Below are 25,910 nucleotides of genomic sequence, written 5' to 3'. Positions count from 1 at the left end.
CAGTGGTACCAGGTGATCAAGGACGGCACCGACGGATCAGTCGTCATCACCACACCGGATGAGAACCACACCATCGAACCCGGAACACCCCTGACTGTCGCCGTGCAACTGCTCTACCCCTCCCAGCACGAAGCCGGAGACGGCGCCCTGCGCAACCTCCACGCCACCGAGGTGACCCGCCCATAACCTAAACTCCCAGCGATCGCCCGTGGCGTCGGTGCCCGAATCCTGAGGGACTGTGAACACGTGTTGAGACAGAGTCGAGCAGGCCGGGCACAGTCGGGATAACACCCGTTCGGATTCCCCGGGCCTCTCGTCGAACCACGGCTACGTGCGGCCGAAGGACAGGCACGGACCTGGCAGGTGCGGCCCGCTCGTATCGCTCAGTGCGGCGAGGTGTTCACGTCTTTGGTGGCCGGGCGGCCCTTAACCAAGCTGTGCGGGGCTGAGTCCAAGGCGTCGAGCCGTTCGGCCACACATCAACCCGGGCTTCTCGATGCTGGGCCAGCGCGAGCAGTGCCCACCCCAGGGGCGAGGTGAACGGCTCGGCGGTCGCCCGCGAGTCGCTGACCCGGCATTGCGGCAGGCTTCATCAGTCCGGCAACCCTGGTGGTCGTGAACGCCCTGCGGACCATGGGCCGGTCCGCAGGGCGCCGCGCCAGCAGGGTCGGATCGTCGGTTACAGTCAGAGCCCGCTGCTGCCGAGGGACAGGACGCTGCTTCCGGCGCTGAGCAACAGCGACAGAATCGACAGGAAATTCACTTCGGACTCACTTTCTCCCGGCCGTCGCCAGGGCTTTCTTGGGCCGGTCCGGGAACGTTTCGAGCGCGTCGGCGCCTCGCTGGCAGACCGCTCGGGTGCAGCGTAGGCGCTCACTGCGGTTCGGCCGCCGGGTTGCACTGCCCACGTCTGGCAACAACGGCCACTGAGCACGCTCCTCGTCGTGGCCTCCCGCGCAACCGGCGAACGAGCGACACAAACCAACGCATACAACGGCACCCGTGGATCCCGGTGTCGGTGACCGCCTAATCGTCATTCCGGATCGTCGGGTCATCACTCGTCGGTTGCTGTTGCACTGCGGCCGCGAGATGTGTGGCGCCCGACGCGCCGCGCCTGGTGACGGGGCTGGTGGGGGTGTGCTGGCACGGTGAGGGGTGTGGATGACGATTTCCGATCGGTAACCGATATAGCGGCCCTAGAGTTGGGTGCGGCACCGCGAGACGACCACACCGATCGTGTCGAGCTGGTCACGCTGGTGCGGTTCGCGACCGGCGACGGTGTGCTCGCGTTCGGTTCCCGGGCCGCGGCCTGGCGCGTGTGCACGCTGCTGGGTACGCAACTGAAGACGCCGGGGCGGGTGGCGGTGATCGAGCCGCGGGCGCGGCCGCGGTGGCAGGTGCGGGTGGCGGAGGCGACCGGCGTGCGGATTCGGTTGGGACTGCTCGACCCCCGTGGGGGTGGGCGTCGGGTGCAGGGGCTGCCGCCGGAGGTGATCGCCCGCCTCGACCAGGACGCCGCGGCGATCGCACGGGCGGGGTTCCTGGCCACGGGGACGATTCATCTGACCGGACCGGTGCCGCGACTGCAGATCACCTGTCCCACCCTGGCGGTCGCGTTGGCTGTCGCCGGGGCACTGCGGCGGGTAGGGGCCGTCGCCGGGGTGCGTCACCACGAGCGAACCGGCGCCGAGCAGGTCACCGTGGCCGGGATCGACGCGGTCGCCACGGCGCTGGCCGCGATCGGCGCACCCAGGGCGGCGCAGCGGATGCGCGTGCGCTGGGACGACCGGCGCCGCAGCCGCGCTTACTCCGCGACGGGGAAGCTCACCGCCGCCAACGCCGGCCGCGCCCAGCAGGCCGCCGTCATCCAGGTCGCTGCCGTGCGGGCGGCGCTCGGGGTGCTCGGCGACCGGGTTCCCGACCACCTGGTGGCCATCGCCGAACTGCGCCTGCAACATCCGCAGGCGGGGATGGGCGCGTTGGGGAGGCTGGCCACCCCACCGCTGTCGAAGGACACCGTCGCCGGGCGGCTGCGGCGGCTGATCGCCCTGGCAGAGCGTCACACGACGCAATCCGACACGACCGAAACATCCTGACCATCACGGCAGTGGTTATCGTTCAGCGAAGTCTCACTGTCGGTAGGTTGCTGCGGCCCGGGTCGGCATCCCTCGATGTGGACAGGAGGTGGGGCGGTGACGTCGTGGCGTGATGCGGCCGGTGGTCAGGGTTTCGGCCGGATGATCGCGTTGGGTGTCGAGGCGGTGGTGAACAAGGTCGGGCAGCGGGCGGGGTGTGCACCGCTGAGCTGGGAGCTGTTCGCCCCCGACGACACCGATGCGCTCGCGGTCTCCGGCACCACCGCCGGCCGGGACTACAGCGAAGCCCAGGTTACGGAGATCGTGCAGGCATGGGCACAACTGCTCGGGTTGTCCCGCGTCGTGCCACCATCCACGGGCGGGACCATCGAGTACCGGGGAGTCATCGACGGGATCGAGGTCGAGGTTTGGGGCGTCGTCGACCAGCAGTTCTTCGACTTGATCGCCGGGCTCGACTTCCCCGAATGAACAGCAGTCGCCCAGCACGCCGGGTCGGCATCGGTGTGTGGGAACTGCCGCTACCGCGGTATCGCTGGTGACACCCTCGATGACGGTCGGCCCGGTCCGGGCCAGGCCCTTGTCGAGCACGTCATCACCAACTGCATCATTGCGCCTGGTCGTGCGGGGGCTGCATCTTCGTCGGCTCTGTCGTGAAGATTCGACAGAGCCTCTTATGGAGGGGCCTCGGGCGTCGATGTCAGGGGGTTTCGGGTTGGTCGGGGGTGTCGGTGATGGTCCATGCCGATTCGCCGAGTTCGCCGCCGACCTGGCGTTCGCGGGCCAGATACCCGGATTCGATGAGTTCCTGTAGCGCTTCGGCAACCGCGGTGGGGTCCTCGGTGCCTGCGGCGGCGATCGACTCGAGGGTGAGGTCTTCACCGCGGCCCGCTCCCAGCAGAAACACCAATACGCCTTTGGCGCGGAACGAGATTCGTGCATCGCGCACGGCCGTAATCCGGACAGCGACACGATCGTCCATCCCGGTGTGCCCTTTCCCTCGCGGATTGTTGGCGGTGGCACGTGCCCTCCTCACGAGGTGGGGCGTTGTCTTGGCGGGGGTCCGACAGTTGTTTCCTGGATGCCGCCCGCACGCGGGTTGGCGGCTGGTCAGGCTGGTGTGCGGGTGGACTCCCACGCTTCGATGGGGTCGCGGGAATACCAGTGACCGCTCCATTCACGCCCGGCTTCCAGCGCGGTGTAGAACTCGATGTCGTCCGGCAGAGCAGGAGTGTGGGCGTAGAGCACGCCCGGCTGGTCGCGGTAGAAGCGGTGGGCGCGCTGCACCGAGCGGGCGGCGAGTTCGGCGTGGCAGGCGCGGCGGATGATCACCGTCTCCTCGTCGGTGCGCCGGTCGGGGTCGCTGGTGTGATCCAGCGGGTAATGCATCTGATACTCCAGCCGCGCCAACGGCTCACCCGAGTGCTCGAGCAGCCACGCGATCCACGCCGGGATCAGCGGCTGCGCCGCCAACGCCCGCTGCGTAAACCCACCGCCGGAGCCGGGCCCGCGCGGGTCACCCGGCTGCGGCCCGGCGAGTGCGGTGGAGTCCGCCGGGTCGTGATCACGCCCTTTCCGATGCCTACCTGCCATAGCCGCAAACTATCAGCATCGGGGCGAACATGGACCCCCGTTCGGCTACAGGTCCGGAACGAACCGGCCACGCTGAACCCGGCGGAACCCAGATCATCGGGTTCCGCCGACCGCGACCACCATTGTGCGGTGTCGCTTCCACAGGCGGTGGGCGCTGTGGTCGCTGGCCGTATACGGCGGCGTGACCAGCTCTACTCACCCCCTGGGTAGGCGTGTCTGCGGACGGTCCGGTGCCCGAGCTGCGAGGATGATCATTCATGTCCAGGGGCGAGGAAAGACTCGATCGACGTGCCGGGCAGCGCGCACGCGGCCCGCGCGCGGGTACGAGCGGTCTGGTCACCGCGATGCAAGCCGAGATCTGGCATCGCCGCTGCCGGACCGGTGTATCTGCATGCGGGGCTCGGACCGGTCACCACGGTCGTTGTCGCTCTGGACCGGTCCCAACCGGCTGGCATCGTCACCGGTTGCGAGGTCGAAGTGCTGCTCGTCGGCACCCCGCGCGGGCAAGCCCGCCTCACCGATCTGCCAGGTCTGACCACCCACCTCGGTGTCATCCAGGCCTCCCGGCCAGGCGACCCGATCCCCGTCGCGTTCCCCCACGGCCACACCCGGGTCGTTACCCGGCTCAGCGGGACACCGACGCATGCCACGGGCGAATAGCCGCAGACGAGTCACGCGTGCGGACACCGAATTCGGGTGAGCGGCGCGGATGCCGGATCCAGGGTCCGGCCGCGACGATCCGAGCCCACCACTGATCGGCTCGCCAGGAGGGGGCCGTGAGCGCTGAAACGATGTCCGCGCACGTTCTCGGACGCTGCATCGGGGCCCTATCCGGCCCAGCAGCCGTAACTCTGCTTGACGCAGTGTGGGCACGATGCCGCAGCGCCGGTGGCGTTGGGTGGCGAATACTTCTTCGGCGAGGGTGCCGAGGGTCGCTCGCGCTGGTGGGGTGATGGCAAGGAAGGGGATGACCTGTCGTGCTCGCCCGGTCGTGGTGGCGGGCTCGGTGGTGTCGACCAGCGTGTTGACTTTCGCGAGCGTGCGCAAATCCTCGATCATCCGATCGACCAGAGCGGCGTCCATCAGCCGCACGATGACGTCGTCCACATCCGGCGGCGGGTCGTTGCCGGGTGCCGACGCGGCGGCGTCGACGTCGACGACGGGGTGGGTCGCCACGACGGCGATCGCGTCGGTGCCCAGCGCGATCGCGGGTTTCAGCGGTGCGTTGAGTCGTACCCCGCCGTCCAGATACCACCCGGCCCACGGTGGCGGGTCGCTGATGCGCACCGGTGGGAACACGATCGGAATCGCCGCCGACGCGAGCACATGCTCGGCCGTGATAGCGGCGGACACGTAATCGATCGGCCGTTCATCGTCGGATGGTGGCAGCGGCGCGGCGTCGGCGTGGTCGACGAACACGACGCTGCGGTTGTCCGCGCCGGATGTCGCGACCACCGCGAGCGCGGTACGTTTCTGGGCGATGTTGCTGCGTAGCTGATCCCAATCGATGACGGTCCGGGCCGTGCGGTACAGCGGAGCGGTGTCGAGCAGATGGGTCAGTGCCGCTCCCGGTATGCGCAGCAACTGGCCGGTGGCGCGGCCGGCGAGGCGAGGGAATGCGATGGTCGGGGACCGGAACACGTCGCCGACGGTGATGTCGCGCCACACCTGCAGTGCCTGTTGTGCTTGGTCGTCCGGCGGCAAATGCGCCAGGGCGGCGAAGATCGTCGCGTTGATGGCACCAGCGCTCGTACCGAGGAACCGCACCGATTCCACGCCGGCGCGGTATAGGCGCGGCACCAGCACCGATAGCACTCCGGCCTCATAGCCGCCGCGGGCTCCTGCGCCCGCGACCACGATGCTCACCCGGCGGGGCGGGGTGTCAGACCATTTGTTCATCAGTGAAGTTCCTTCACGCAGTTGAAGTGAGTTCCTTCACCGGTCTCACCTAAGGGATGTCCCGTAAGTCGTTGAGTGGCAACGGGTATCGTGTCGCCGGTGGTGATCTCGGCGTCTGATCCGGTGATGGTGGAGTTGTTCTCCGGGCTGCGGCCACGCACGTTCGCGCGTTTGATTACGCAGTTGCGGCGCGAGCGGGCTGATCGGCCGTTGCGGGGTCGGCCCTGGGGGTTGTGTTTCGAGGACCGGGTGTTGCTGGTGGCTACCTACTGGCGGACCAACCTGACGATGCGTCAACTCGCAGCTGTGTTCGGGGTCTAGAAGTCGGCCGCGGCCCGGGTGATCGAGGATCTCGGACCGGCGTTGGCGCTGCGGCCTCGGGCCCGGTTCCCGCGTGGCGCGGTGTTGATCGTGGACGGAACCCTGGTCCCGACCCGTGATCACAAGGTCGCCGCCCAGAGCAAGAACTACCGGTACTCGACCAACCATCAGGTCGTGATCGACGCCGACACCGAACTCGTCGTCGCGCTCGGAAAACCGTTGCCGGGCAACCGCAACGCCTGCCGAGCCTGGACCGAGTCCGGTGCCGCCCACGCCTGCCGCAACGCGGTGGTGATCGCCGATGGCGGCTACCAGGGCACCGGCGTGATCATCCCGCACCGCCGCTCACCGGGTGTCGAGCTGCTGGGATGGAAGCAAGCCCACAACAAATCCCACCGCAAGGTCCGTACCCGTGTCGAGCATGCTTTCGCCCGGATGAAGACCTGGAAGATTCTGCGCGACTGCCGCTTACGCGGTGAAGGGGTGGGTGTCGCGATGGCCGGGGTAGCGACCTTGGCCAACCTCGCCCACGCCTACTGATCCCTGACCGCCGGACCAGTCGTCGGCACCGACCCAGACTTACGGGACATCCCTTAGGCCCAGGAGGGCCGGCGCCATCTCCCGACTCGAGTGGGCGGCCTGTTCAGGATTACAACCGGTCTCCGGCAACTCTGCCGCAAACCGCAGGGAGGGCGGGAGAGAACACGCCGAAATCGACTCATCGATACAGGGTTGCGGGCGCGAGGAAACCGTCGACGCACTCGTCCGGCGGCTGGTCGACCCTGTCAGTAGTCATCGATCGAGTACGGCATCAAGTTGCGTTGAACTCAGGGCAGCGGTCTCGTCCGGTTTCTCGACACGAACGCGGTTGCCTTATGGTCCAGATCCTCATCTGTGCCGCCCAGGACGCCGCCAGTAGGTCGCGTCGGAGGCTCCGAACAGTTCAGTCGGCAGTTGGTTCCGGCCGATGCTGGTGCGGGCATGAACAGGATGCCTTCCACGCCGCTCGGTCGCCGGTACGCAGGCCGGGATACCGAAATTGGCGCTGCCGGAGAAGAATCAATGATGGCTACGTGCCATCCGGCGACAACTACGGCTATGACGTCGATGCTGGTCTGCAGCGGCTGCAACCCACCATCGACCAGCTCACCACAGCCGAAACCGAAGCCCAGCGGAGGACTCACCTCCACGATGACGACAGCGCCCCGAGCGAGTCGCCGGCGGTGCGAACAGCGACCCACGTGGAGTAGCGGGAGATTGTGGCCGGGACGCATGAACGATCTGATCATCGGCCCCTTGCGGATCGCCCGTGCCATCTCCCCGGGGATCGCGATCCGCATGGCCGACGGCATGCGTGGACCGCGGTGGGCGTTGAGCTGGCTGCCTCGACCGGACTGACCCGACAACGAGCCTTCAGCGGCATGGTGCTCGATAGAATCCTCACCGATCCGGACGAACTCGATAGCACCACCGCGATGCTGACCCTGGTTGAGCTCGCCGCCGAGCTGTCGATGTCGCTGGAACGGGCCTCGCTGTGGCTTCCTACATCAAGAAGGACGATCACCATCCCCGGCGACCGGTGGAGCAGTTGCGCACAGCAGAGCGAAATCGCGGCGATGCCGTCCTGCGGCGGATCGCACGTGGCGCAGGGGGCTGTTCGGTGACGAGTTGGCCGCGATGGTCCGCGACTCCGTCGTAACGATCGGCTGTGACGAGCAGGGCAGGCCACTGATCGTTACCAGTCCTGACGGAATCCCTTGTGTAGTTGTTGCTACCGCGGAACTGCAGAAGACCGGAATCGAGGTCGACCGATGGCAGTCCGTACACGGGGCGAAACTTCCCGAAATTCTACCGACCGGTATTGAGATATTCCTGAATCCCGCCGGTGCCGCACCGTTCCGGCCTGCCTCCATCCCGCGTTGAGCGACACGGAAATTACCTGACCACAATTGGCCGTTGGGTCCCTTTGCTGGGAGGTATCGGGATCATGGGGCCGCGGCATCCATCACCGACACCGACCACGGTGCCGGACGACCCCGCAGGCGCCACGAGGTAGCCGGGTGCGGTGGGGTCTGCGGGATGCCGGTCTTCTTGGCGATCTCGGTGATCGACTCGCCTCGCGCCACAGCCACGCGCCACTCTCGACCTTATCCTCGGTGTGTGCGACGCACGGCGCCCGATACGCCGACCGCCTCGGGCGTCTCACGCAGGCATGGGCCCAAGCCAGTGCCAACTCAATCCGTCACACCGGTGCCACTTCGGGTTGACGTCGCACGGTTATCGAGATGGGTATAGGTGATATGACGAGCCAGGATGACTAGCTCTCCTGTGAGGTCGCTGATGCGGGCTTCCCGTTCCTGGATCGCCCGGCGTAGCGACTGGGCGACGGACTCGGCGTTGAGCGCTCGTTCGCGCCAGGAGGCTGTGCTTCAGTCGAGGGCCTGTTCGTTGCGGGTTGCTTCGGCGGCTTGCGAGGCGTCGCGGGCGGTCAGGACTGCGCGGGTGCGGGTCGGGGTGTCGTTTGTCGTAGATGAATGCCTTCCCGACGCCGGCCAATGCGCGCTCGAGTCGTCCGCGATCAGCCAGCGCCCGCCAGCAGTCGGGGTGTCGGATGACTCCACGTAGATCTCGACTACGCCGGGCCGGTAAGCGTCAGCGGGCGTCGTGCGTGCGCCTTCACCAATGGTGCTGCCCGAGAAACGCGCCCGCTGAGCTGACCGCTCGACGCTTCCGCCGTGCTCGCGCTTCCCCGATTCGGGCGCGGCGCGCACATCGCGCGCAGACCTGTCCGGTGTCGCAGGCGGAAGTTGCGCGGCGGCACGGGAGTAGGTAAGGGAAGAACATCCGCCCGCGCGGCCGATCCTCGGTCGAGAATTCGTGGCCTCGGTGCTGGTGATGGGGTTGGGGTCGTGTCCTTTCCCGGCTTGCTGTTACCGAGGTGCTGCGCCGACCTGAGGCGGCCGAACAGGAGCGGTGTGAATCTCTCCAACCCGCGGGTGAACTGACTCCTCGCGGTGGATGAGCCAGTGCTTCCATGCTGCCCGGTGTCGCTCGTGACGAGCGAGTCGGTGGCTGCGCAACTGCTGAAGGCCGTGCGCGTGAGCGACGTCATCGAGGCTTGTGGGTCCGGGCTGTAGATGCCCGCGGGTGTGGCTGATCAATCCGGCGGTGGTGAGGACGGCCAACGCGTTGTATCCGGCGCTGGAACTGATGCGGGCTGCGGCGAAAAAGTCGGCGGCAGAGGTCAGCCCATTGTGGGTAATGAGATCGTGCAGGCGGCGGCAGTGCAGGCCCAGGACGGTCCAGGCTGGATGAACGGGTTCGACCCGCGCGCGGTCGATCTGGGTGCGGTCGGGGCAGACGGGACGGTGCCCTTGATGGCGCGTGACCAGGGCGTAGCGGTCGGCTGTGAGGCGGCGGCCGGTGCGGGTACGGAGGATCGGTGCGTCGGGTATATCGCGGAGTTCCCGCAGCACGCCCCACACGGTGGATTTCGGGCAGGCCACCAGCAGCCAGTGACAATGAGCGGCCACCGAACTCGACGACGGGCACCCCGCGCGCGACCTGCCCTCCGACTGCGGAAGCCCATGCCAAGGCTTGCAGCACCGCAAGCACCGTCCACCGCCGCGGGGACCGCGGCCACTGCGCGTGCACCCACACCGTCGCGGTCGCCAGCCACCGCTGCTGCAGACGCGCCGCCGACCGGAGCCGGGGTGTGCCCCCCGTGTCTTTTTGCTTGTGCGCGACGGACAGGAATTCGGGGACGGTGAGCTGGGTCCACCGGCAGGCGGAGAGCCAGTCGCGGTGCTTCTGTGTCAATCTGCCGCGCACCAGCTCGCGGGCGACGCGACGGCATTTATCAGGTTCGGACACATCGACCAGTACCCGCTTCGGTGCGTGCACTTCCTGCGGGACCGGCTGGTGGTCAGTGGGGCGTTCAAGCGAAGTCGATGCCGATTCGGCGGCTGCCGCCCAGCCGGGTCTCTCTGCGCGAGAGGTGGTGGTCTGGGTCCTGATCGGCCCGAGATGATCTCCTGCGCCTTGGACGCGACCGGTCAGGTCGGTGCCGTGGGAGTCGGCGGCGTGGCCTGCGGTTCGGGTCGGGTAGTCATCGGTGTTGCTGATCGTGTTGATGAGTCGTGCGTATCGTGCGGCTACCCAGGCATGCAGCCACATCAGTACGACGACCATCACCGGTGCCACCGCATACTCGGCTGCGCGACCGAAACTTCGTTCTGCGACGTGTGGCCCGCTGTTGAGGCCGACGGTTGCGGTCAACAGGCATGCCTCGAAGAGCAGGATCCTGCGGCGTTCGATCGTGATTCCTAGCCGCGCGGCGGTGGCGGCCTGTGCCATCACTTCGAGGATCGGCACCGAAATCATCGCCTCAATCCCGAACGACAGCAGCCACAGCAGCCACCACGACACCCCTGTCGGCCCACCTTCCGGTACGAGATTGCGTCCAACGTTGACGCCAGACCACACCAGTCCAACAACGATGACCGCGCGCAGCCGCAACGACGACCAGGTCGCGCGACGGTGGAGCATGCCCTCCAACGCAACAGCTAATGGCACGACGACGCTCCGCACTCGCTCGCGCATGCCAACGCATCTCCCGCTGCTCACTTGCCCGAATCCGCTCCTCGGTGCGTCGGCCGCGGTTCTGCGATACCAGACCGCGACGAAAGTCCCGTCGACGATTCCGGCGTTCGTGCGCTCGCATCCACCGGCGGAGACCTTGCTCGGCTTCCAGCTCGCGCTGGCCAATAACGTCGTACAACGCCTGATCTTCCAAGGCGGGCAGACACGCTTTCGCCGCTGCCAGGCGCCGAGCGAGGTCATCCGGATGTAAATCAGCAGGTGGGCCCGAAGAGATTCAGGAGGCCGGCCATGTCGTCGCGTCGCTCACCGCGGTCCCCTCGCACAGCTCGATCCCCGGAAGTCGCGGCACGATTGGAACGCTCACGTGCTCGCAGCAAACGGCGTCGAGAACTGGCACGCCAGAAAGAGCGTGCGATCCAGGAGGCGGTCAAGCGCTACCTCACCGATTGGGCAGCGATCACCGCCTGTGAAACCCGGCGCGATCAGAACATCGCCGCGCTGCGGCAGCAGATCAGCGACCTCGAGGAGCGCGCCGGGAGCGAGATCGCCCGCTACCGCGCCGACCAGGCCGAGGCCGCTGCCGTCATCGGTGATCATGGTGGCTCTGAGGAGGACGTCGCTGAGTTGTTCGAGACCAGTCCCAAGCTGGGTCGGCAGCTGATCGCCGCCGCCCGTGCCGCTCGCGGCCCCACACCACCGCCGCCACCCTCAGCGGCCGTCGCGGCGACCGAACGGCTTGAGCGTGTCCGACCGACCCCAGCAGAGCCGCGTCCACAGACACCGGCGGTCACCAGCACCGACGACACCGCGGAGTCGCCGCGATAGGCGCTGCCCACGGACCCGTTCAGCACCTGAGGCAATGCGGAGGGTGGCCCAAACAGCAGGTGCAGGGGTGCCACGCCCATTCGGGCAATGATCAGTCCAGGAAGTGCTCAAGGGCACGCCCGCAGCGATCCGCCGTGCTCGCCACATGCGCACTCGGGGCTCGGGCCCGTTTGCCGACAGCCACTGCGCCACCGCCCACTCGACGCGCCGGTACCAGCAGCGGTCGGGCTGCCCGGTCGCGCCGTCGCCGATGACGACGTCAGTGGCAGGGTGGGGGATTGGGCATAACGCGTCAATTGAGGTCGTCGCGCAACTGTCGGCGGCGTCGGCATGCCAACGGCAGCGGATGCTGCGGGGACCGGAGCCGCCGACGGTTCGGCGTCGGCGGAAGAGATTCCTTGGCTAAGCCATTTCATGGCGGCTGTTTCGTGGAACCCCATAGGTGGACGCTCGACATACGAAAAGGCTCTGATTCGCCGCACCGTGGCGCGCGCAGGGCATCGTAGGCGTTTCCCCCATAGCAACCGACCTCGATGTCCCGCGAGGATCGAATGGACGCCAACGATGTTTCCCGAAACGAGACGTTCCATGCATCATGTCAAGCTTCTCACGCGCATTCCTCCTGTGCTCGACGTTTCACGTGCGCCCGCATCGGCCTCAAGGCGTGCTAGCAGCGTGATTCACATGGACTCGCACCGCAGGTCTGTGTCTCGGTCGAACGCTTCGTTCAATCGTCGGACGTGTTTGCGCATTCGAGGCGGTCTTCGCGGGCGCCGGTACGACCGTGAGTTCCGCGGGCGTGCTCGCGGCACAACGTGGGCGAAGGATGTCCTCGAGGAGACTTGATGATGGTACGGAAACTCATCGTTCTCCTGATCGGGATGAACATGCTCGTCGGTGTCACCGGAAGCGTCCTCGCAACGGTTTGGCTACATGATATGCGCTGGCTGGTCGTCGGCACGTTATTGGGCATTGCCTTTGCTGTTGTCGCTGGAGGGACTTCGTAAATACAGATAAGGAAAGATCATGGATCTTTTGCACATCGAGGTCGACAAGGCGGGATTCTATGCCGCTATGGAGGCTCTGATGATGGACGACCCGCATCCGGGAGACGACTATCAAGATTGTCCCTCGCACTGGTTGCGGCGCGCGCTGTACGCATACGAATGGGCGAAGCAGACCTACCTGGTTCATGATGGTGGGCCTTGTCAAAAGGTTCCGCAGCCGGGCAAGGCTCGGGAAGCCGTCCTGCTCCACGAGAGTCTCGCGCAAGATCAGTGGACTCGTCGATGACCGCGTGGAATTGTCCGATATGTAGCACCCGAATGTATAGCAGGCCCGAATACAGAAACGGCTGCCATCGCGGATGTAGAAATCGGGAGAGAGATCTGACCAATCAAGATCTACTGGCCTTGAGCCGGTGGCTCAGGCCCTCGCTGTGGGCAGGTATTTGTCCTGAACCGGAAATGAGCGGGGCCTGAACGGTACGGCGGATAGCTCATCAGTTCTGACGTCGGCTGCAATGCGGGAGCTCCGCCGTTATGGACCTAACCGTTGGCAACGATATCCCCAATAGGGTTTTCGCTGCGGATTCGAAAGGACAATAGTGCGCTCCATCACGATCGTAGGTGCCGGCCAGTCTGGATTGCAACTTGGCATCGGCCTTCTGGATGCCGGGTACCAAGTCAGAATAGTTTCCAACCGTACTCCGGAGGAAATCTACAATGGCCGTATCAGTTCCAGTCAGTGCATGTTCGGTGCGGCGCTTGCCCGCGAGCACGATCGCGGTATCGACTTCTGGTCGCAGCAATGCCCGGATATCCGTGAGATGTCATTCACCGCGGCAGACGGAAATGGCGGAAAAGTGATGTCCTGGGCATCCCGCTTGGACCTACCCGCGCAATCGGTCGACCAGCGGTTGAAGATACCGCGGTGGATCGCTGAATTCGTCCGGTATGGAGGGGAATTAGAGATTCGGGACGCGAGTGTCGATGACCTGGAGGGTTACCGCCGAGAATCCGATTTAGTCCTCGTCGCAGCAGGTAAGGGCGGTATCGCGAATCTCTTCGAACGCGACGCCGAACGATCGTTCTTCGCGACTCCTCAGCGCGCGCTCGCGCTTACCTACGTGACCGGTATGACGCCGCGGACGCTCGCTCCCGCAATCTCGCTCAATCTGGTCCCCGGCGTCGGTGAACTGATTGTCTTCCCCGCGCTGACGACCACAGGTCCCTGCGAGATCATGTTGTTGGAAGGCGTGCCCGGCGGACCGATGGATTGCTTCAGTGGAGTCACCGATCCGCAGCAGCATCTCGAGGTCACCAAGCGCGCGGTCGCCGAACACGTGCCGTGGGAGGCCGAGCGTTGTCGAGACATACAACTGACCGACGACCTCGGTGTGCTCACAGGCCGCTTCCCCCCGACGGTGCGCCGCCCTGTCGGCGTGCTGCCGTCGGGTGCGGCTGTACTGGGCATGGCGGACGTCGTCGTTCTCAACGATCCTATTACAGGGCAGGGATCGAACAACGCCAGCAAGTGCGCGGCATCATACCTGTCGAGCATTCTCGAGCACGCCGACCGCCCGTTCGATGAACGCTTCATGCATGAGACCTTCGAACGTTACTGGGATTACGCGCGGTACGTGGTGAACTGGACAAACATTCTGCTCGGCCCACCGCCGCAGCACGTCCTGGAGCTCATCGTCGGTGCGGGGTCGAACCCGCGCATCGCCCGCCGCTTCGTGAATGGCTTCGACGATCCGCGTGATTTCTTCCTCTGGTTCATGGACCACACCAGTGCCCAGGCATATCTGAACGAGCTCGTCACAGTCGCATGAACACTCGGAACTCTTACAGGATCGCGGTCGTCGGAGCCGGTCAGGCCGGAGCACTACTTGCGCTCGGACTGCGGCGCCACGGATGTGACGTGACCTTGATCGGCGACCGGACCTCCGAGGAAGTCCGAGCCGGGAATGTCCTGTCGAGCCAGTGCCTATTCGGCCCGGCCCTGCGGGTGATGAACCGGATGGTCGAGACCGCCGAGGATACTGGGGCTCCGGAGATCCGCAGCCTGGCTTTGACCATCGATGGGGTGGGTACGGTCGTGTCGGCGCTGGATGATCCGGCGCGGTCGGTCGACCAGCGGCTGGCGTGCGCGGCGCTGATCGACTCCTTTGTTGCCGAATCCGGAACCTTCGTGGTTGAGGATGTCGGGCCAGAGCGTCTCGATGCGATCGCCGCCGACCACGATCTCACGATTGTGGCCACCGGCGCGGGCGATCTCGGTCGGATGTTCATTCGCGATCGGGTTCGCTCGCCTTTCGACCGCCCGAAACGGGCACTGGCCGTCGCGTATGTGCACGGGTTGCAGCCCGACGAATCCGGCGCGGAGCTCTCTGTCCGCGCGGTCCGCGGGGTAGGGGAGCTCATTACACTACCCGCCCTCACAACGACTGGTCCCTGCTCGATCCTGGTGTTCGAAGGCGTTCCTGGGGGGCCGATGGATCGTTTCGACGAGATACGGACTCCTGAGAATCATCTCCGCCGCTGCCTGGAGATCCTGGATGAGCTGTTCCCCGACGTTGCAGCCCGCGCTCGTGGCATCGAGCTGACCGACGAGGGTGCAGTTCTGCGCGGTCGGGTCACCCCGACAGTGCGCCGGCCGGTCGCGTTCACTGCGTCCGGACGTCCGGTCTTGGGCATAGCCGATGCAGTGGTGCTCAACGATCCGCTGACAGCGCAGGGGGCCAACAACGCGGTACAGGCCGCGGGGGTCTATCTGGACGCGGTGCTTCAGCGCGGCCCGAAGACATTCGATACCGAGTGGATGCACGAGACGTTCGAAGCGTTCTGGCGCAGCTGGGGACGCTGGTCGGTGTCTTGGACCAATCGAGTTCTGGACGGGCTTCCCGAACACGTCCTCGATCTGGTTAGGTCGGCTGCACACGAACCCGGGGTCGCCGCTCTGTTCGCCGCGGGCTTCGCCGATCCGAGCACAGTGCACGACTGGTGGTTCGACCGCGCGGACGCAGACCGCATGCTCGACGCAGCGCGATCCGCGAACGACGCCATGGATGTGCGGACCTTGCGAAATGCCCTCGGTCAATACGCGACTGGAGTCACGGTGGTGACGACCCGCGCGCCGGACGGACGGAAGGTCGGGGTGACGGCGAATTCGTTCACCTCTGTGTCGTTGGACCCTCCTCTGATTGCCTGGTGCCCGGCCAGGAAGGCAGCGAGCTTGCCTGACTTCACGGCAGCGAACTATTTCGCGGTAAACGTTCTCGCTGCCGACCAGCACCAGTTGTCACGTCAGTTCGCAACCCCGGCCGCTGACAAGTTCGCGGGTGTTTCGCACCACGACGGAATAGCTGGAATCCCGCTCCTGGACCGCACCATCGCCCGATTTCAGTGCCGGACCGCTCAGCGTGTCGATGCGGGCGACCATGTGATCTTCATAGGTGAGGTCGAAAAGTTCGATACGACGGTAGGTGCTCCGCTGGTCTTCCATTCCGGCGCGTATTGGGTGGCCACCCAACATCCGGACTTCACCTGAACTCCAGCCGACAGCGGCCTAGATTTGAGGAAGGGGCGACATGACCGAAATCAAGCTGTATCGATGCGTTCGGTGCGAACTCGACGGCCCCATCGTGCGGCGGCTCCCTAGTGCTGTGACCAGTAGCTTCCGAAGGCGGGAGTGACTGCGCGTCCGAGTAACAGGCTGGTCGTTAAATTTGCGGTCATATCGTCAGGCAAGTTATCAGGCAGCGGCGTCGGCGGGTGCGTGGACTCTGGCGCACAGCGTCGCGAGTTTCCATCGCCGGGACTGGGAAGTGTAAGAAGTCCGATCCGGAGAAGTCGGATATATTTTGTCGGCGCTGCCGATGGCGGGTGGCCGCTACCGGAGGCTCGGGCACTTAAAAGGTCGAGTAGCCGGTGTCGTATCGCTCGGCTTGTCCAAGGGAATCGCGGCGGGTCCAAAAGGAAGAAGGCTCCAAATGGAAATCTTATCGATCCTGTTACTGCTCCTCAGCGCGGGAAGTAGCGTTCTCAATCTCGGGAGTAGTGTCCTCGGGTAGGTGCCGCTTACCCGCGTAAGACGGTGACTTGTGGCCGCTAGGAGATGTCCGAGCCGATACGACCCGCGACATCCATGGAGGCCGGTGTCTGTTCAGGTCACGCGAGTGATCGGAATCCCTGGCAGCGGCGGGAGGTTCAAGGCTAGCATTGCGGATGGAGATTCCGACCGGTCGCTACCAGAAGTCGCCGTGGACTCGGTTGGAGGCGTGATGGTGCTGAAGAACTCTCACAGTAACGAGCCATGACGACATTGGTCGGCAGGGCTGCCGAGGTGAGGAGTATCGAGGGCGCTTTGGCCGATGCCCGGTCCGGTGCGGCACGGGCTGTGGTTGTGCTGGGTGAACCCGGAATCGGCAAGACGCGGCTGCTGAGTGAACTGTCCGGGCGGGCGACCGCGGCGGATTTCGAGGTGTGGACAGGCCGGGGATCCGAGTTGGAACGAGAGGTCCCATTCGGCATGGTCGTCGAGGCTCTCGACAAGCGATTCGCGGCGCTCGACCATGCCGTGCTCGTCGATATCGGTCCACAACGGTTGGCTGAACTCGCTGCGGTGCTGCCTTCGTTGGCTGGCCGCGGCGAGGACCGAGTGAGCAGCCTGGGGATAGAGCGTTTCGAGTTCTATCGCGCGGTGCGGGCGACGTTCGAACGGCTCGTGGCCTCCGGTCCGCAGCTACTGGCGCTCGATGATGCGCACTGGGCGGACCCTGCTTCCGCGGAACTTATCGGCTACTTGCTGCGGCGTTTGGTCCCGGGCATGGTGCTGGCGCTCGCATACCGTCCCCGGCAAACGCCACGCCCGCTCCTCGACGCCATAGCGTTCGCTGCCCGTGAGGGTAAACTTTGCGCACTCGATCCGGAGCCTTTCACGATGGCCGAGGCGGCCGAGGCACTGGGGGTGCGAAGGTCGTCTTCGATTGTCAAGTCGCTGTACGCCGAGAGCGGGGGGAACCCCTTCTTCCTCGAGCAACTGGCACGAACGGCGCGGTTCGCTCAGCCGCTGTCGACGCGCCGCGCTCCCCACGAAAAGCAGCACGAGACCGATATACCCACTTCCCTGCGTACGGCTGTCCTCGATGAGCTGACCGGATTGAAGGCCGATGCGCTCGCGGTACTTCGGGCCGGGGCAGTAGCCGGTGACCCGTTCGATGTCGATCTCGTCGCCGCGATTGCGGAGGCTGACGAGACGTCGGTGCTGCTTTACATCGACGATCTCGTCGCATCTGACCTGATTCGTTCGACTACTGTGCCAGGACTGTTCCGCTTCAGGCACCCGATCGTGCGTCGAGTGGTCTACGACGAGACGGCGCCTGGCTGGCGTTTGCTCGCTCACAAACAGGCGGCTCATGCCCTCGCCCGGCGCGGGGCTCATCTGGGTGCGAGAGCCCATCACGTCGAGCACTCGGCGATCGCCGGTGACGATGAAGCTGTCATGCTCCTGATGGAAGCTGGGCTGGCCGCCGCATCGCGTGCCCCTGCGGCGGCCGCAGGCTGGTTCGAGGCCGCCTTGCGCCTTTTGCCGAGGACCGGTGTGGAGGAGCGGCGCCTCCAGTTGGCAGTCGCACGTGCGAACTCGCTGGCCTCCGCCGGGCGTCTGCACGAAAGTCGGCTGGCGCTGGAACAGGCTTCGGAGTTGGTTCCGAAAGACTCGCTCGGTGACTGGGTGCAGATCATCAGCATGATCGCTCGCACCGACCATGGGCTCGGACGAGCAGAGGAGGCTTGCCAGCTCATTGTCCGGGCAATGGACGTCGTGCAGCCTGGCTGCGCGGACGCGGTAACTCTGGAGCTGGCGCTTGCCGAGAATTGCCTCATGCGGCGGCAGTGGGACCGAGCCATCGCTCTCGCCGCGCGAGCCCAGGAACAGGCGGAAGCGCTTGGTGAGCCGACGGTGCTGACCTCGGCGAGATCCCTTTTGGTCTTGTCGCTCGCCCACCGCGGCGACGCAACCAGGGCACGCGATCTCGCGAATATTGTTGCCGACGACCTGGATGCGAGCGACGCCACCGTGGCTCCCGAGCTGCTCTGGCCGCTGGCGAACCTGACTGATTCAGAGCTCAATCTCGATTGCTTCCGTGCAGCGCGCCAGCACGCCGAACGTGGACTGGAGATCAGCCGCGCTACCGGTCAGGGCTGGCTGGTCGCCCGGTTCTTGGTCGCCGAGGCCGCGGCGAAACTCATGCTCGGACAACTGCGCGAAGCGTCCAGCACGGCAGAATCCGCTGTTGAAGTAGCACAGTTGCTGGACAACGATCAGATGCGTGCAGCGGCGGAAGGTATTCGCTGCTGGATCGAGATCTCGAGCGGCAACTTGCCGGCGGCATTGGTCGCCGGCCGCAGCGCGGTGGAAGCGGTCGATCGAACACCTGGCGTGCGATACGGGTGGCTGGCGCGTGCGAGTTATGGAGAGGCCCTCATCGAGACCGGCGAGTACGAGCGAGGTCGTGAAGCAATTCTGGCTACCGGCGGGCTCGAATTGCGCGACATGCCGCCCGCTGCCCGCCCGTACTTCCTGCAGGCGCTCGTCACCGTCGAACTGGCCGCTGGCGGGATCGAGGCAGCATCGGCGGTGACTCGCCGAATCGAGGGCGATGCCGCCCATGGACCGTCCCGTGCCGGGCATGCGCACTATGCCCGGGCGCGCGTGAACGCTGTTTCCGGCGACTTCCGGGCGGCGGCCCTGGCGGCCACCAGGGCTTGCGAGTGCTTCGAAGCGACGGACATGCGAGTGTGGGCCTCCCGCGCCCGGCTCGAGGTGGGCCGTGCTCTCGCACGGACCGGCGATCTCGAATCAGCGGTCCGCGAATTCGAACTGGCGCACAGTACTTTGTGGGAAGCAGGAGCCGCGCGGCTCGCCGGCGAGGCGGCGCAGGAGCTGCGAGCTCTTGGGAAGCGAGTATCGCGAAGGCTGGGCATTGACCAGTCGGCCGATCCGGACACACTGACAGAGCGCGAACGAAATATCGCCGATCGAGTGGTGCTGGGCTACACCAACCGCGAAATCGCCGCGGAGTTGTTCGTCAGCCCTAAGACCGTCGAGAAGCATCTCGCACGGATTTTTGCCAAGCTGGGCGTCTCGTCCCGCGCTGGTGTGGCCACCGCGATGAACCGTCTCACTGGATTCTGACGACAACCTGCATCCGGGTTGCCGGTACATGAGTCGTCCCTGCATTCTTCTGCCAGTATTCGACTCGCTGTGGATCGGATGTAGGGACCCGGTAGCGTTCGCCGAGAATCGGTCGAATTAATCGTAGTCGGTTGATAGATAGCATTTTTCTGTGGCAATTCGGGTGGGTCTACATCCGTGTTGTGCGACCGCTGACGATGCGGTGGATGGTGGAGCGGTCGACGCTGTATTCCACGGTGAGGTCGGCCAGGCTCGCGTCCTTGTCGGGTCGTGATAGCGGCGATGGATCGTTTTCTGTGTGGTGAGAGGCAGTTTTGGCTGTTTGCCTTTAAGTCTCGGCCTTTCACGCGGGCCTTGGCCATGCGTTCGCGTGTGCGCAGGTGCTTCAGGTTCGCTTCGAACTCGGCGACCATCGCCGTCGCCACCGAGAGTCTTTGTGCCAGTGTCACTTACCTGCTCGTGTTCGTTGTGCCCGACCCATGAGGTGTCGTCGAGGTGCCCGTTCTACCGTCAGCAGCATCGGCCGGGTCCGGATGCAACTCTCCCAAGGTCATCGTGGGGTTCCTGGCTGGGCTCGGCGTCGTTTCTGCGGGCTGGTGATCCTCGGGTGCTCGGCGTCGTGCAGCTCCCGTCGCAGCGTGGCCATGGCGATGTCGAGAGCTCGTTCGCCGCGCTCCCGAGCCGCGGCGACGAGCTCGCGGGCCTGGCTGATCTGGTCCAGCAGCGTGTGGCGGCGCTGCTGGTCGTCGGCGACACTGGTGCGCACTTCGTACTTCAGATCCTCAACACGCCGGTCGATCTCGTCGACGACCACCACCGGGGCTGTGCGATCGAACCGTTCCAGCACTGCGATGACACCCGCGATTCTTTCTTCCAAACTGGGCATTTTCATCCCCCTGGATCAGGTAGCCAGTTCAGTCCTGCCCTGATAAGGGTAGTTGGCCGCCAACACTGAGAAGTGTCCAACGCATCGAAACCCATTCTGTCAGAGGCGCATCACTGCGAGAGTCCTTGAAATCGCAAGGGCTACTGACGGATCCGCCGATCAGTGGCGACCCGTTGGATTCGATCCTTGCCGAGTACTGCGACTGGTTGGTGACCGACCGCGCTATGGCTGCCACCATGATCGTTCGCTACGAGAAGCTGGCCCGTCGGTTTCCTGCGCGAGGCATCCGCCCGCGGGATCGGTGAGCTGACCGGCACCGACATCGTCGCGTTCTTGCTCGCCGAAAGCCCACGCGTCAGCGTCGGCGCGATCAAGGGCCGCGTCGCGGAACTACGGTCGCTTCTGAAGTTCCTATACCCTCAAGTATGCCTTTACGCGAGTTCCAGCTCATGGACTGCGACGGTTCAGCGGAGTCTCCCTTCAGCGCTCGCGAGGACCGGAACAACAGGGTTGTGGCGACGATGTCGGCGTGTTCAGGTTTTGTCCTTTCCGTCGGCGCTTCGGATGCCGTGCATCGCCGCTGCGACGCCAGCCCGTGAGGAGGTTCCGATCTTGGTGAACACTCGTGAGAGATGCTTCTCGACGGTTTTCGGGCTGATAAACAAGTCTGTTGCGATTTCGCGGTTGGTGTATCCCTGTGCGACGCGATCCGCGATCTCGCGTTCGCGCTCGGTCAGATCCGCAGCGCCGAGGTGATCAACGGCATGGGTACTTCGCCGGACGCGTCTCCCCAGAGTTCGCAGTTCGCTGGCGGCATCATCGGCGAGACGTCGGGCTCCGGTCTCCCGCAGGACGCCGTAGGCCAGTTCGAGTTCGCGGACCGCCATAGCGAGATCGCCCGTCCTTGCCAGAGCTCGCCCCGCCTCGAGACGTGCGCTGGCCGCCCAGACACGTGTTCCGATGGCGTCGAAGCACTCACCTGCCATTCGAGCCGATGCGGCAGCGGCCTCGAAATCGCCTCGTGCGGCGAACATCAATGCCCGAGCATGGTGAGCGTGCCCTACACGGGATGGCAAGCTCTTCGCCGCTTCTTCGATGCGCTGTGTGGCTACCTCGGCTGCTTCGGTCCGGCCGACAGCCAACTCGGCTGTGACAAGCGCTTGTAACCAGAACGGGCGTGCCGCGGGAGAGATATCGGAGAGTGCCGGTCCGCCGCCGCGGAGAAGCTCCAGACGACCCCGCTCGAACTCGCCGGCCTCGATGAGCGCCATCCCGTAACACGCATGTGCCATCCAAACGTAGCGTCCGTTGGGGCTGCGGTCGGCGGCCTGCACCGCGGCGCGCCCGGCTGCCAATGCGGTCGGCAGTTCGCCCGAAGCCGTCTCGACCCAGCAGCGGACGCTCTCGGCCGAAACGCGAAGTTGATCATTGTCCAGCAACAGCGCTGCTTCCAGGGTTGCATCAGCTTCGCGGCGGGCTTCCCCGAGCCGGCCGAGGAGGATCTTCGATGAAGTCGCACCCAGCGCGAAACGGCCGAAAGCATGGCCGTGCCCGGTGGCGCGGCTGACCGCCAGCCCATGGTCGGCATGGCGGGCAGCCGCGGGAAGGAGCCCTAGGTAGATTTCGGCGAAAACCAGGTTTGCGAGTGTTTCCAGCAACTCGGGCGTCCGGGTGAGATTGCTTCCGTCGAGGCTTTCGACAACCGACTCGACGAGCTGCTGGGCCCGGATGACGTCGCCTCGCTCGCTGATACATACGGCTAGTGATGACTTCGCCACGACGAGTAACTCATCGTCGCCAAGTGCCTCCGCGTGTGCGTGCGCGCGCGTAGCGCTATCGATCGCGTCTTGCCACCGGCCGCGCATGAGATGGTTTTCGGCGAGTTCCAGTTCGAGTTCGATCGAGTCCGGACTGGCAGCGGGGGTCTGGTCGAGGGCGGTGCGGATGAGGTGATGGGCTGTTTCGGCGTGTCCGAGTCCGTGGTCCGCGCGGGCGATCATAGTGGTGATGCGTGCGCGCTCGGCGGTGGCGTGGGTGGGGATGAGTTGGAGTGCTTGTTGGAGCGTGGTGCGGCTGAGGTGGAGTTGGCCGCAGGAGGCGAGTGCGGTGGCTTGAGTGATGAGGAGGGGCAGTCGCTGTTCTGGCCCGCTGGTGAGTGGGAGGAGTCTGAGCGCGGTTTGCAACCATCGGGCTGCTGCTGCAGGTGCGCGGGGCAGGATGGTTTGTGCTGCTTGGGCGAGGGTGGTGATGGCTTGTTCGTCGCCGGGTGAAGCCGAGAGTTCGATGTGGTGGGCTTGTGTTCCGATGGGGGCACCGCGTTGGGCAAGTGCTTGTGCTGCGTTTTTGTGGGCGCTGTATCGGCGGCCGGGCAGCGTCTGGTCGTAGACGGCTCGGCGGAGGATGGGGTGGCGGAAGCGGAATTGGCTTGGTGTCGTGGTTGGGCGGACGAGGTCGGCGGTCAGGAGCTCATCGAGGGATTTCCGCACTCGATCGACGTCGAAGTCGGTGATCGCGGTTACGAGGTCGACGCCGAAGGGGTCGCCGGCCACAGCCCCTGCTTGGAGGGTGATGAGGGCATCGGTGGTGATCGTGGCGAGTTCGTGAGTGATGGTATTGCGCAGGATCGAGGGGATGCCGGTGTGGGTGTCTGTGCCGGTGATGTCGTGGGTGAGCTGGTGGGTGACTGTGTGGGAGGTGCGTGCCAGTTGTTCGAGGTAGAAGGGGTTGCCGCCGCTTTCGAAGTAGAGGGTTTGCAGTTCGGGGGAGTCGGGTTGTCGGCCGAGGGCTTGCGCGGCTTCGATGAGGGTCAGGGGTGCCAATTGGAGCTGGCACAGCGATTGTTCGCGTGCAGTTCGGGTGAGTGTGTGCATGAGTGGTTCGGGCAGTCGTCCCCGGCGGTAGGCCAAGGTTAGGGCCATGCCGGATACAGGGCGTCGCAGCAGGTAGCTGATCAGTTCGGTAGATGCCGGATCGGCCCAGTGCACGTCATCGAGGGTTAGCGCTATGGGTTTGCGCGAGGTGAGTTGGGCGAGGGTGGCTCGGATCGCGTGGTGGAATTCGAAGCGTTCGACTTCCAGTCGGCTGGCGAGTTGTCTGCGGTATCCGGACAGGGAGGGCAGTACTGCGGCGAGTTCGGCGGTGCGGTCGGGTCCCAGGTCGGTGAGGATCCGGGGGTCCAGTGATCCGAATCCTTCGTCGAGGGCATCGACCAACAGTCCGAACGGGACGTCTCGTTCCAGCTCGGTTCCGCGTCCTGAAAACACATTGAAACCCGTTGCGGCCGCGCGGGTGCACAACTCGCTCAACAGTCGAGTCTTACCGATTCCTGGCTCACCGACCACGGCCACGGCAACCGCCGAACCCGCCCGGGCATTCGCCAGAACCTTGTCAAGGCACCGCAGCTCGGAATCCCTGCCAACCAAAGTCACGCCACTGGCGCCCTCGGCGCCGATGCCCGCCATCGGGACCTCCAGACGAGATCAATACCCAGCAGACGCCGCCAGTCGATAGTCGGCATCCACGCCCGCAATCCTAGTCACCCCTCTGCCATGCAGCATAAGATTCGTAATCAAACGGAACCTCTGGCGTAACAATATTGTCATCTAACGACGCCATTGCGGCGCGGTAGATCGGTGTGCTACGCGGTCTGTTCTCGTCGCCATTGCCGATGGCCGTGCCGGTCGGATTGCGTCCGAGCATGTCTCGACGGCTGGTAGTCGCTGGAGATCGCCGAACCGACCTCCTGGAATGGACGGCCACCCCTTCCGGAAGTCGCTGCCCAGTGTGCGGCCAGCACTAGCGCTCGGCGGCGACGAGGGGCCTCGCACTCGATCGAAGCATCGACCACCCCGCCAACACTGCCTTTGCACCCACCATCACCGCCCGCTCGCCCATGGAGCACCCGGCACCGCGACTTCGCGCATGCGGGCGGCACGGTCAAACCGAACGGCAGCTGCGAACCATGTGTAAACGCAATCCCGATGCGTCGGGATGCCACCGATGCCGAGCGGGTCGCAGACCTCCGGGTTGGCCCGAACGTGTCTTCGCCCCTCGATTACGGAATTCGATCGGACGGTGAGGTCGATGCGTCACCGGGGAGCTATTTCATAGATCAGGACACGGCCATCTCGAACGATTGTACTAACTTGCTGCCTGTAGATAGCTCTGACGCCATCCGGGCGCCGTTCATTGATGTCCACATCGAACGTATTAGGCTCGCGTTCTGCAATGTTCACGCAGTGGGTGGTGCCGACCGGAATGGCTGTATCGATTGCTTGCTGAAGATCCGCCGCTGAGACGTTGAAGGCATCCGGTGCCACGAAGGTCAGCGCTGACTTTGCGGTGCGCTCAACGTAGTAGGCATACTCGAATCCGAGTATTGCTTCCGGTCCGGTTGTCGTACCACCTGGTCCGTTGCCTACTGTCAGTCTTCCGGCTTGTCGGGCCTCACAGGCTGGGATCTGTTGCTCGATCGGAATGGCGACGGGGCCTTCTTCGCCGATCGGAATGGTCATCGAGGCGAGCGCGCCGATGGCGATTCCTGTGATCGCAAACGTGATCGCGGTCGCCACATAAATCCGGCTGTACCGGTAGCTGCGGGTCCGCGATCGACCGACCGATCTATCGACCAATGAACTGAGCGTCAGTGCAACCATGTCAGGGTCGAGTGCCCAGTTCGACGATGGCGTTTGCTGCCCATACTGTTGGTCGGACAACCGGTTCGACGAGTCCATTGAAGGGTTGGAAGGCGAGTCCGTGAATGCCGTGGAGTGGTTGTGGACGTGCCTCATGAATTTGCTGCTTCCGGAACTCATCGCTACCTGCAGAAGTGTCCTGCTGGACACTAGCATGCAGTCGCATCGGCCGCATTAACAACGAAGTACGTGTTCCCAATTCTGAGAGGAATTGACAATCGCGTTGAAAACCCCGGGCGAGGCAAGGGGGCCGCGCATGCGGATGACACGTATCCACTTCCCTGATATCCCCGTCAATCAGTGGCGGCAAGGCTGAAAACATCACGCCGACGGAAACATTCCCTCAAATCACCGGGTGATTGTGCCGTTGTCGATGCTCGATTGGCATCGAAAGTGACCCGCGGCCTTTGGTTTGGTTGATTCGGGGGGGTGTGGTTCGGCCTCGACCCGATTGGGGTTCTGGCCGCATCCAGGTTACGGCGGCTGGCCGGAGCCTGTCGCGGAGCCGGGCAGTGGTCCTTGGGTCAGGACATCGCGTTGCTGTCCGCTGTCTTGTTGTCCGTGTCGGGGCTGTGTGGCTGCCGTGGTCTGCTCATGCGGTCAGCCTGCGGGTGCTGCGACAACTGGCATTGCCGCGTTCGTGGACTGATCGGCCGATCCCGGCGCCGAGGGTGCGCCCCCGTCCGCCGGCGCGGTCAACTCGATGCCCTTCGGGTGGACGAATCCGGCGAATTGACCGAATTCACCCGCGCTGTCGGACATTTCCGGAGTGAACTGTTTCAGCTCGCCGTTGAC

21 protein-coding genes and 1 pseudogene are annotated in these 25,910 nt (G+C 64.9%); 12 read left to right on the top strand and 10 right to left on the bottom strand.

What is annotated here, in order from left to right:
• The 3 genes from ABZW96_RS35470 to ABZW96_RS35460 form a co-directional block, all read left to right on the top strand.
• The coding region (locus ABZW96_RS35470; RefSeq protein ID WP_355080996.1) for a hypothetical protein at window positions 1–186 on the top strand (186 nt) is incomplete at its 5' end.
• A 971-nt stretch (window positions 187–1,157) separates the two neighbouring features.
• Window positions 1,158–2,096 carry a DNA-binding protein WhiA gene (gene whiA / locus ABZW96_RS35465; RefSeq protein ID WP_355080994.1) on the top strand — a complete coding sequence of 313 codons (939 nt, stop codon included), beginning with the start codon at window positions 1,158–1,160 and terminating at the stop codon, window positions 2,094–2,096.
• 96 nt (window positions 2,097–2,192) lie between these two features.
• A complete protein-coding gene (locus ABZW96_RS35460; RefSeq protein ID WP_355080992.1) occupies window positions 2,193–2,564 on the top strand; it encodes a hypothetical protein in 372 nt (123 codons plus the stop codon).
• A 229-nt stretch (window positions 2,565–2,793) separates the two neighbouring features.
• Here ABZW96_RS35460 and ABZW96_RS35455 read toward each other — a convergent pair whose 3' ends face one another.
• The 3 genes from ABZW96_RS35455 to ABZW96_RS35445 all read right to left on the bottom strand — a co-directional run bounded on the left by ABZW96_RS35455 (window position 2,794) and on the right by ABZW96_RS35445 (window position 5,585).
• Complete coding sequence (locus ABZW96_RS35455) at window positions 2,794–3,042, bottom strand: hypothetical protein (RefSeq protein WP_355080990.1); 249 nt, start codon at window positions 3,040–3,042, stop codon at window positions 2,794–2,796.
• A 161-nt stretch (window positions 3,043–3,203) separates the two neighbouring features.
• The gene (locus ABZW96_RS35450; protein WP_355080989.1) at window positions 3,204–3,686 is read right to left on the bottom strand and encodes a hypothetical protein; all 483 of its coding nucleotides are present in this window, start codon (window positions 3,684–3,686) and stop codon (window positions 3,204–3,206) included.
• A 336-nt stretch (window positions 3,687–4,022) separates the two neighbouring features.
• Entirely contained in the window at window positions 4,023–5,585 is a 1,563-nt protein-coding gene (locus ABZW96_RS35445) for a patatin-like phospholipase family protein (protein ID WP_355080987.1), read from the bottom strand.
• Window positions 5,586–5,711: 126 nt separating this feature from the next.
• On the opposite strand from ABZW96_RS35445, the pseudogene ABZW96_RS35440 reads away from it, so the two are divergent.
• From ABZW96_RS35440 to ABZW96_RS35430, 3 genes and pseudogenes are all read left to right on the top strand, one after another.
• Window positions 5,712–6,446, top strand: a pseudogene (locus tag ABZW96_RS35440) (transposase).
• A 732-nt stretch (window positions 6,447–7,178) separates the two neighbouring features.
• Window positions 7,179–7,304 (top strand): hypothetical protein, encoded by a 126-nt coding sequence (locus ABZW96_RS35435; RefSeq protein WP_355080985.1) that lies wholly within the window; start codon window positions 7,179–7,181, stop codon window positions 7,302–7,304.
• Between the two features lie 23 nt (window positions 7,305–7,327).
• A complete protein-coding gene (locus ABZW96_RS35430) occupies window positions 7,328–7,570 on the top strand; it encodes a hypothetical protein (protein WP_355080983.1) in 243 nt (80 codons plus the stop codon).
• A 321-nt stretch (window positions 7,571–7,891) separates the two neighbouring features.
• On the opposite strand, the gene ABZW96_RS35425 is transcribed toward ABZW96_RS35430, so the two are convergent.
• Together ABZW96_RS35425 and ABZW96_RS35420 are read right to left on the bottom strand one after the other, a co-directional pair.
• A complete protein-coding gene (locus ABZW96_RS35425) occupies window positions 7,892–8,038 on the bottom strand; it encodes a hypothetical protein (RefSeq protein WP_355080981.1) in 147 nt (48 codons plus the stop codon).
• Between the two features lie 798 nt (window positions 8,039–8,836).
• Window positions 8,837–9,382: a hypothetical protein gene (locus ABZW96_RS35420; protein WP_355080979.1), complete on the bottom strand. Its 546-nt coding sequence runs from the start codon at window positions 9,380–9,382 to the stop codon at window positions 8,837–8,839.
• 641 nt (window positions 9,383–10,023) lie between these two features.
• Here ABZW96_RS35420 and ABZW96_RS35415 point away from each other — a divergent pair.
• Window positions 10,024–10,758 carry a hypothetical protein gene (locus tag ABZW96_RS35415; RefSeq protein WP_355080977.1) on the top strand — a complete coding sequence of 245 codons (735 nt, stop codon included), beginning with the start codon at window positions 10,024–10,026 and terminating at the stop codon, window positions 10,756–10,758.
• A 110-nt stretch (window positions 10,759–10,868) separates the two neighbouring features.
• On the opposite strand, the gene ABZW96_RS35410 is transcribed toward ABZW96_RS35415, so the two are convergent.
• Window positions 10,869–11,105, bottom strand: a complete 237-nt coding sequence (locus tag ABZW96_RS35410) for a hypothetical protein (protein ID WP_355080975.1) — start codon at window positions 11,103–11,105, stop codon at window positions 10,869–10,871.
• Window positions 11,106–12,178: 1,073 nt separating this feature from the next.
• Between ABZW96_RS35410 and ABZW96_RS35405 the strand changes: the two genes are divergently transcribed.
• From ABZW96_RS35405 to ABZW96_RS35385, 5 genes are all read left to right on the top strand, one after another.
• Complete coding sequence (locus ABZW96_RS35405; protein ID WP_355080973.1) at window positions 12,179–12,340, top strand: hypothetical protein; 162 nt, start codon at window positions 12,179–12,181, stop codon at window positions 12,338–12,340.
• Window positions 12,341–12,359: 19 nt separating this feature from the next.
• On the top strand, window positions 12,360–12,626 hold the full coding sequence (locus ABZW96_RS35400; RefSeq protein ID WP_355080971.1) for a hypothetical protein: 267 nt from the start codon (window positions 12,360–12,362) through the stop codon (window positions 12,624–12,626).
• Between the two features lie 313 nt (window positions 12,627–12,939).
• The gene (locus tag ABZW96_RS35395) at window positions 12,940–14,169 is read left to right on the top strand and encodes a styrene monooxygenase/indole monooxygenase family protein (protein WP_355080969.1); all 1,230 of its coding nucleotides are present in this window, start codon (window positions 12,940–12,942) and stop codon (window positions 14,167–14,169) included.
• An 89-nt stretch (window positions 14,170–14,258) separates the two neighbouring features.
• Window positions 14,259–15,887, top strand: coding sequence for a flavin reductase (locus ABZW96_RS35390; protein ID WP_355080967.1), 1,629 nt, complete (start codon window positions 14,259–14,261; stop codon window positions 15,885–15,887).
• Window positions 15,888–16,652: 765 nt separating this feature from the next.
• Complete coding sequence (locus tag ABZW96_RS35385) at window positions 16,653–19,535, top strand: AAA family ATPase (RefSeq protein ID WP_355080965.1); 2,883 nt, start codon at window positions 16,653–16,655, stop codon at window positions 19,533–19,535.
• Window positions 19,536–20,085: 550 nt separating this feature from the next.
• Here ABZW96_RS35385 and ABZW96_RS35380 read toward each other — a convergent pair.
• The 4 genes from ABZW96_RS35380 to ABZW96_RS35365 form a co-directional block, all read right to left on the bottom strand.
• Window positions 20,086–20,412 (bottom strand): hypothetical protein, encoded by a 327-nt coding sequence (locus tag ABZW96_RS35380; RefSeq protein WP_355080964.1) that lies wholly within the window; start codon window positions 20,410–20,412, stop codon window positions 20,086–20,088.
• Window positions 20,413–20,954: 542 nt separating this feature from the next.
• Window positions 20,955–23,882 (bottom strand): AAA family ATPase, encoded by a 2,928-nt coding sequence (locus ABZW96_RS35375; RefSeq protein WP_355080962.1) that lies wholly within the window; start codon window positions 23,880–23,882, stop codon window positions 20,955–20,957.
• Between the two features lie 627 nt (window positions 23,883–24,509).
• Complete coding sequence (locus ABZW96_RS35370; RefSeq protein WP_355080960.1) at window positions 24,510–25,154, bottom strand: hypothetical protein; 645 nt, start codon at window positions 25,152–25,154, stop codon at window positions 24,510–24,512.
• A gap of 561 nt (window positions 25,155–25,715) precedes the next feature.
• A partial coding sequence (locus ABZW96_RS35365) for a hypothetical protein (RefSeq protein WP_355080959.1) occupies window positions 25,716–25,910 on the bottom strand: 195 nt, incomplete at its 5' end.

The sequence above is a fragment of the Nocardia sp. NPDC004168 genome (assembly GCF_040610355.1).
GTDB classification, from domain to species: Bacteria; Actinomycetota; Actinomycetes; order Mycobacteriales; family Mycobacteriaceae; genus Nocardia; species Nocardia sichangensis.
Note: the sequence above shows the minus strand (reverse complement) of the source record. Positions and strands in the feature narration are given on the sequence as shown.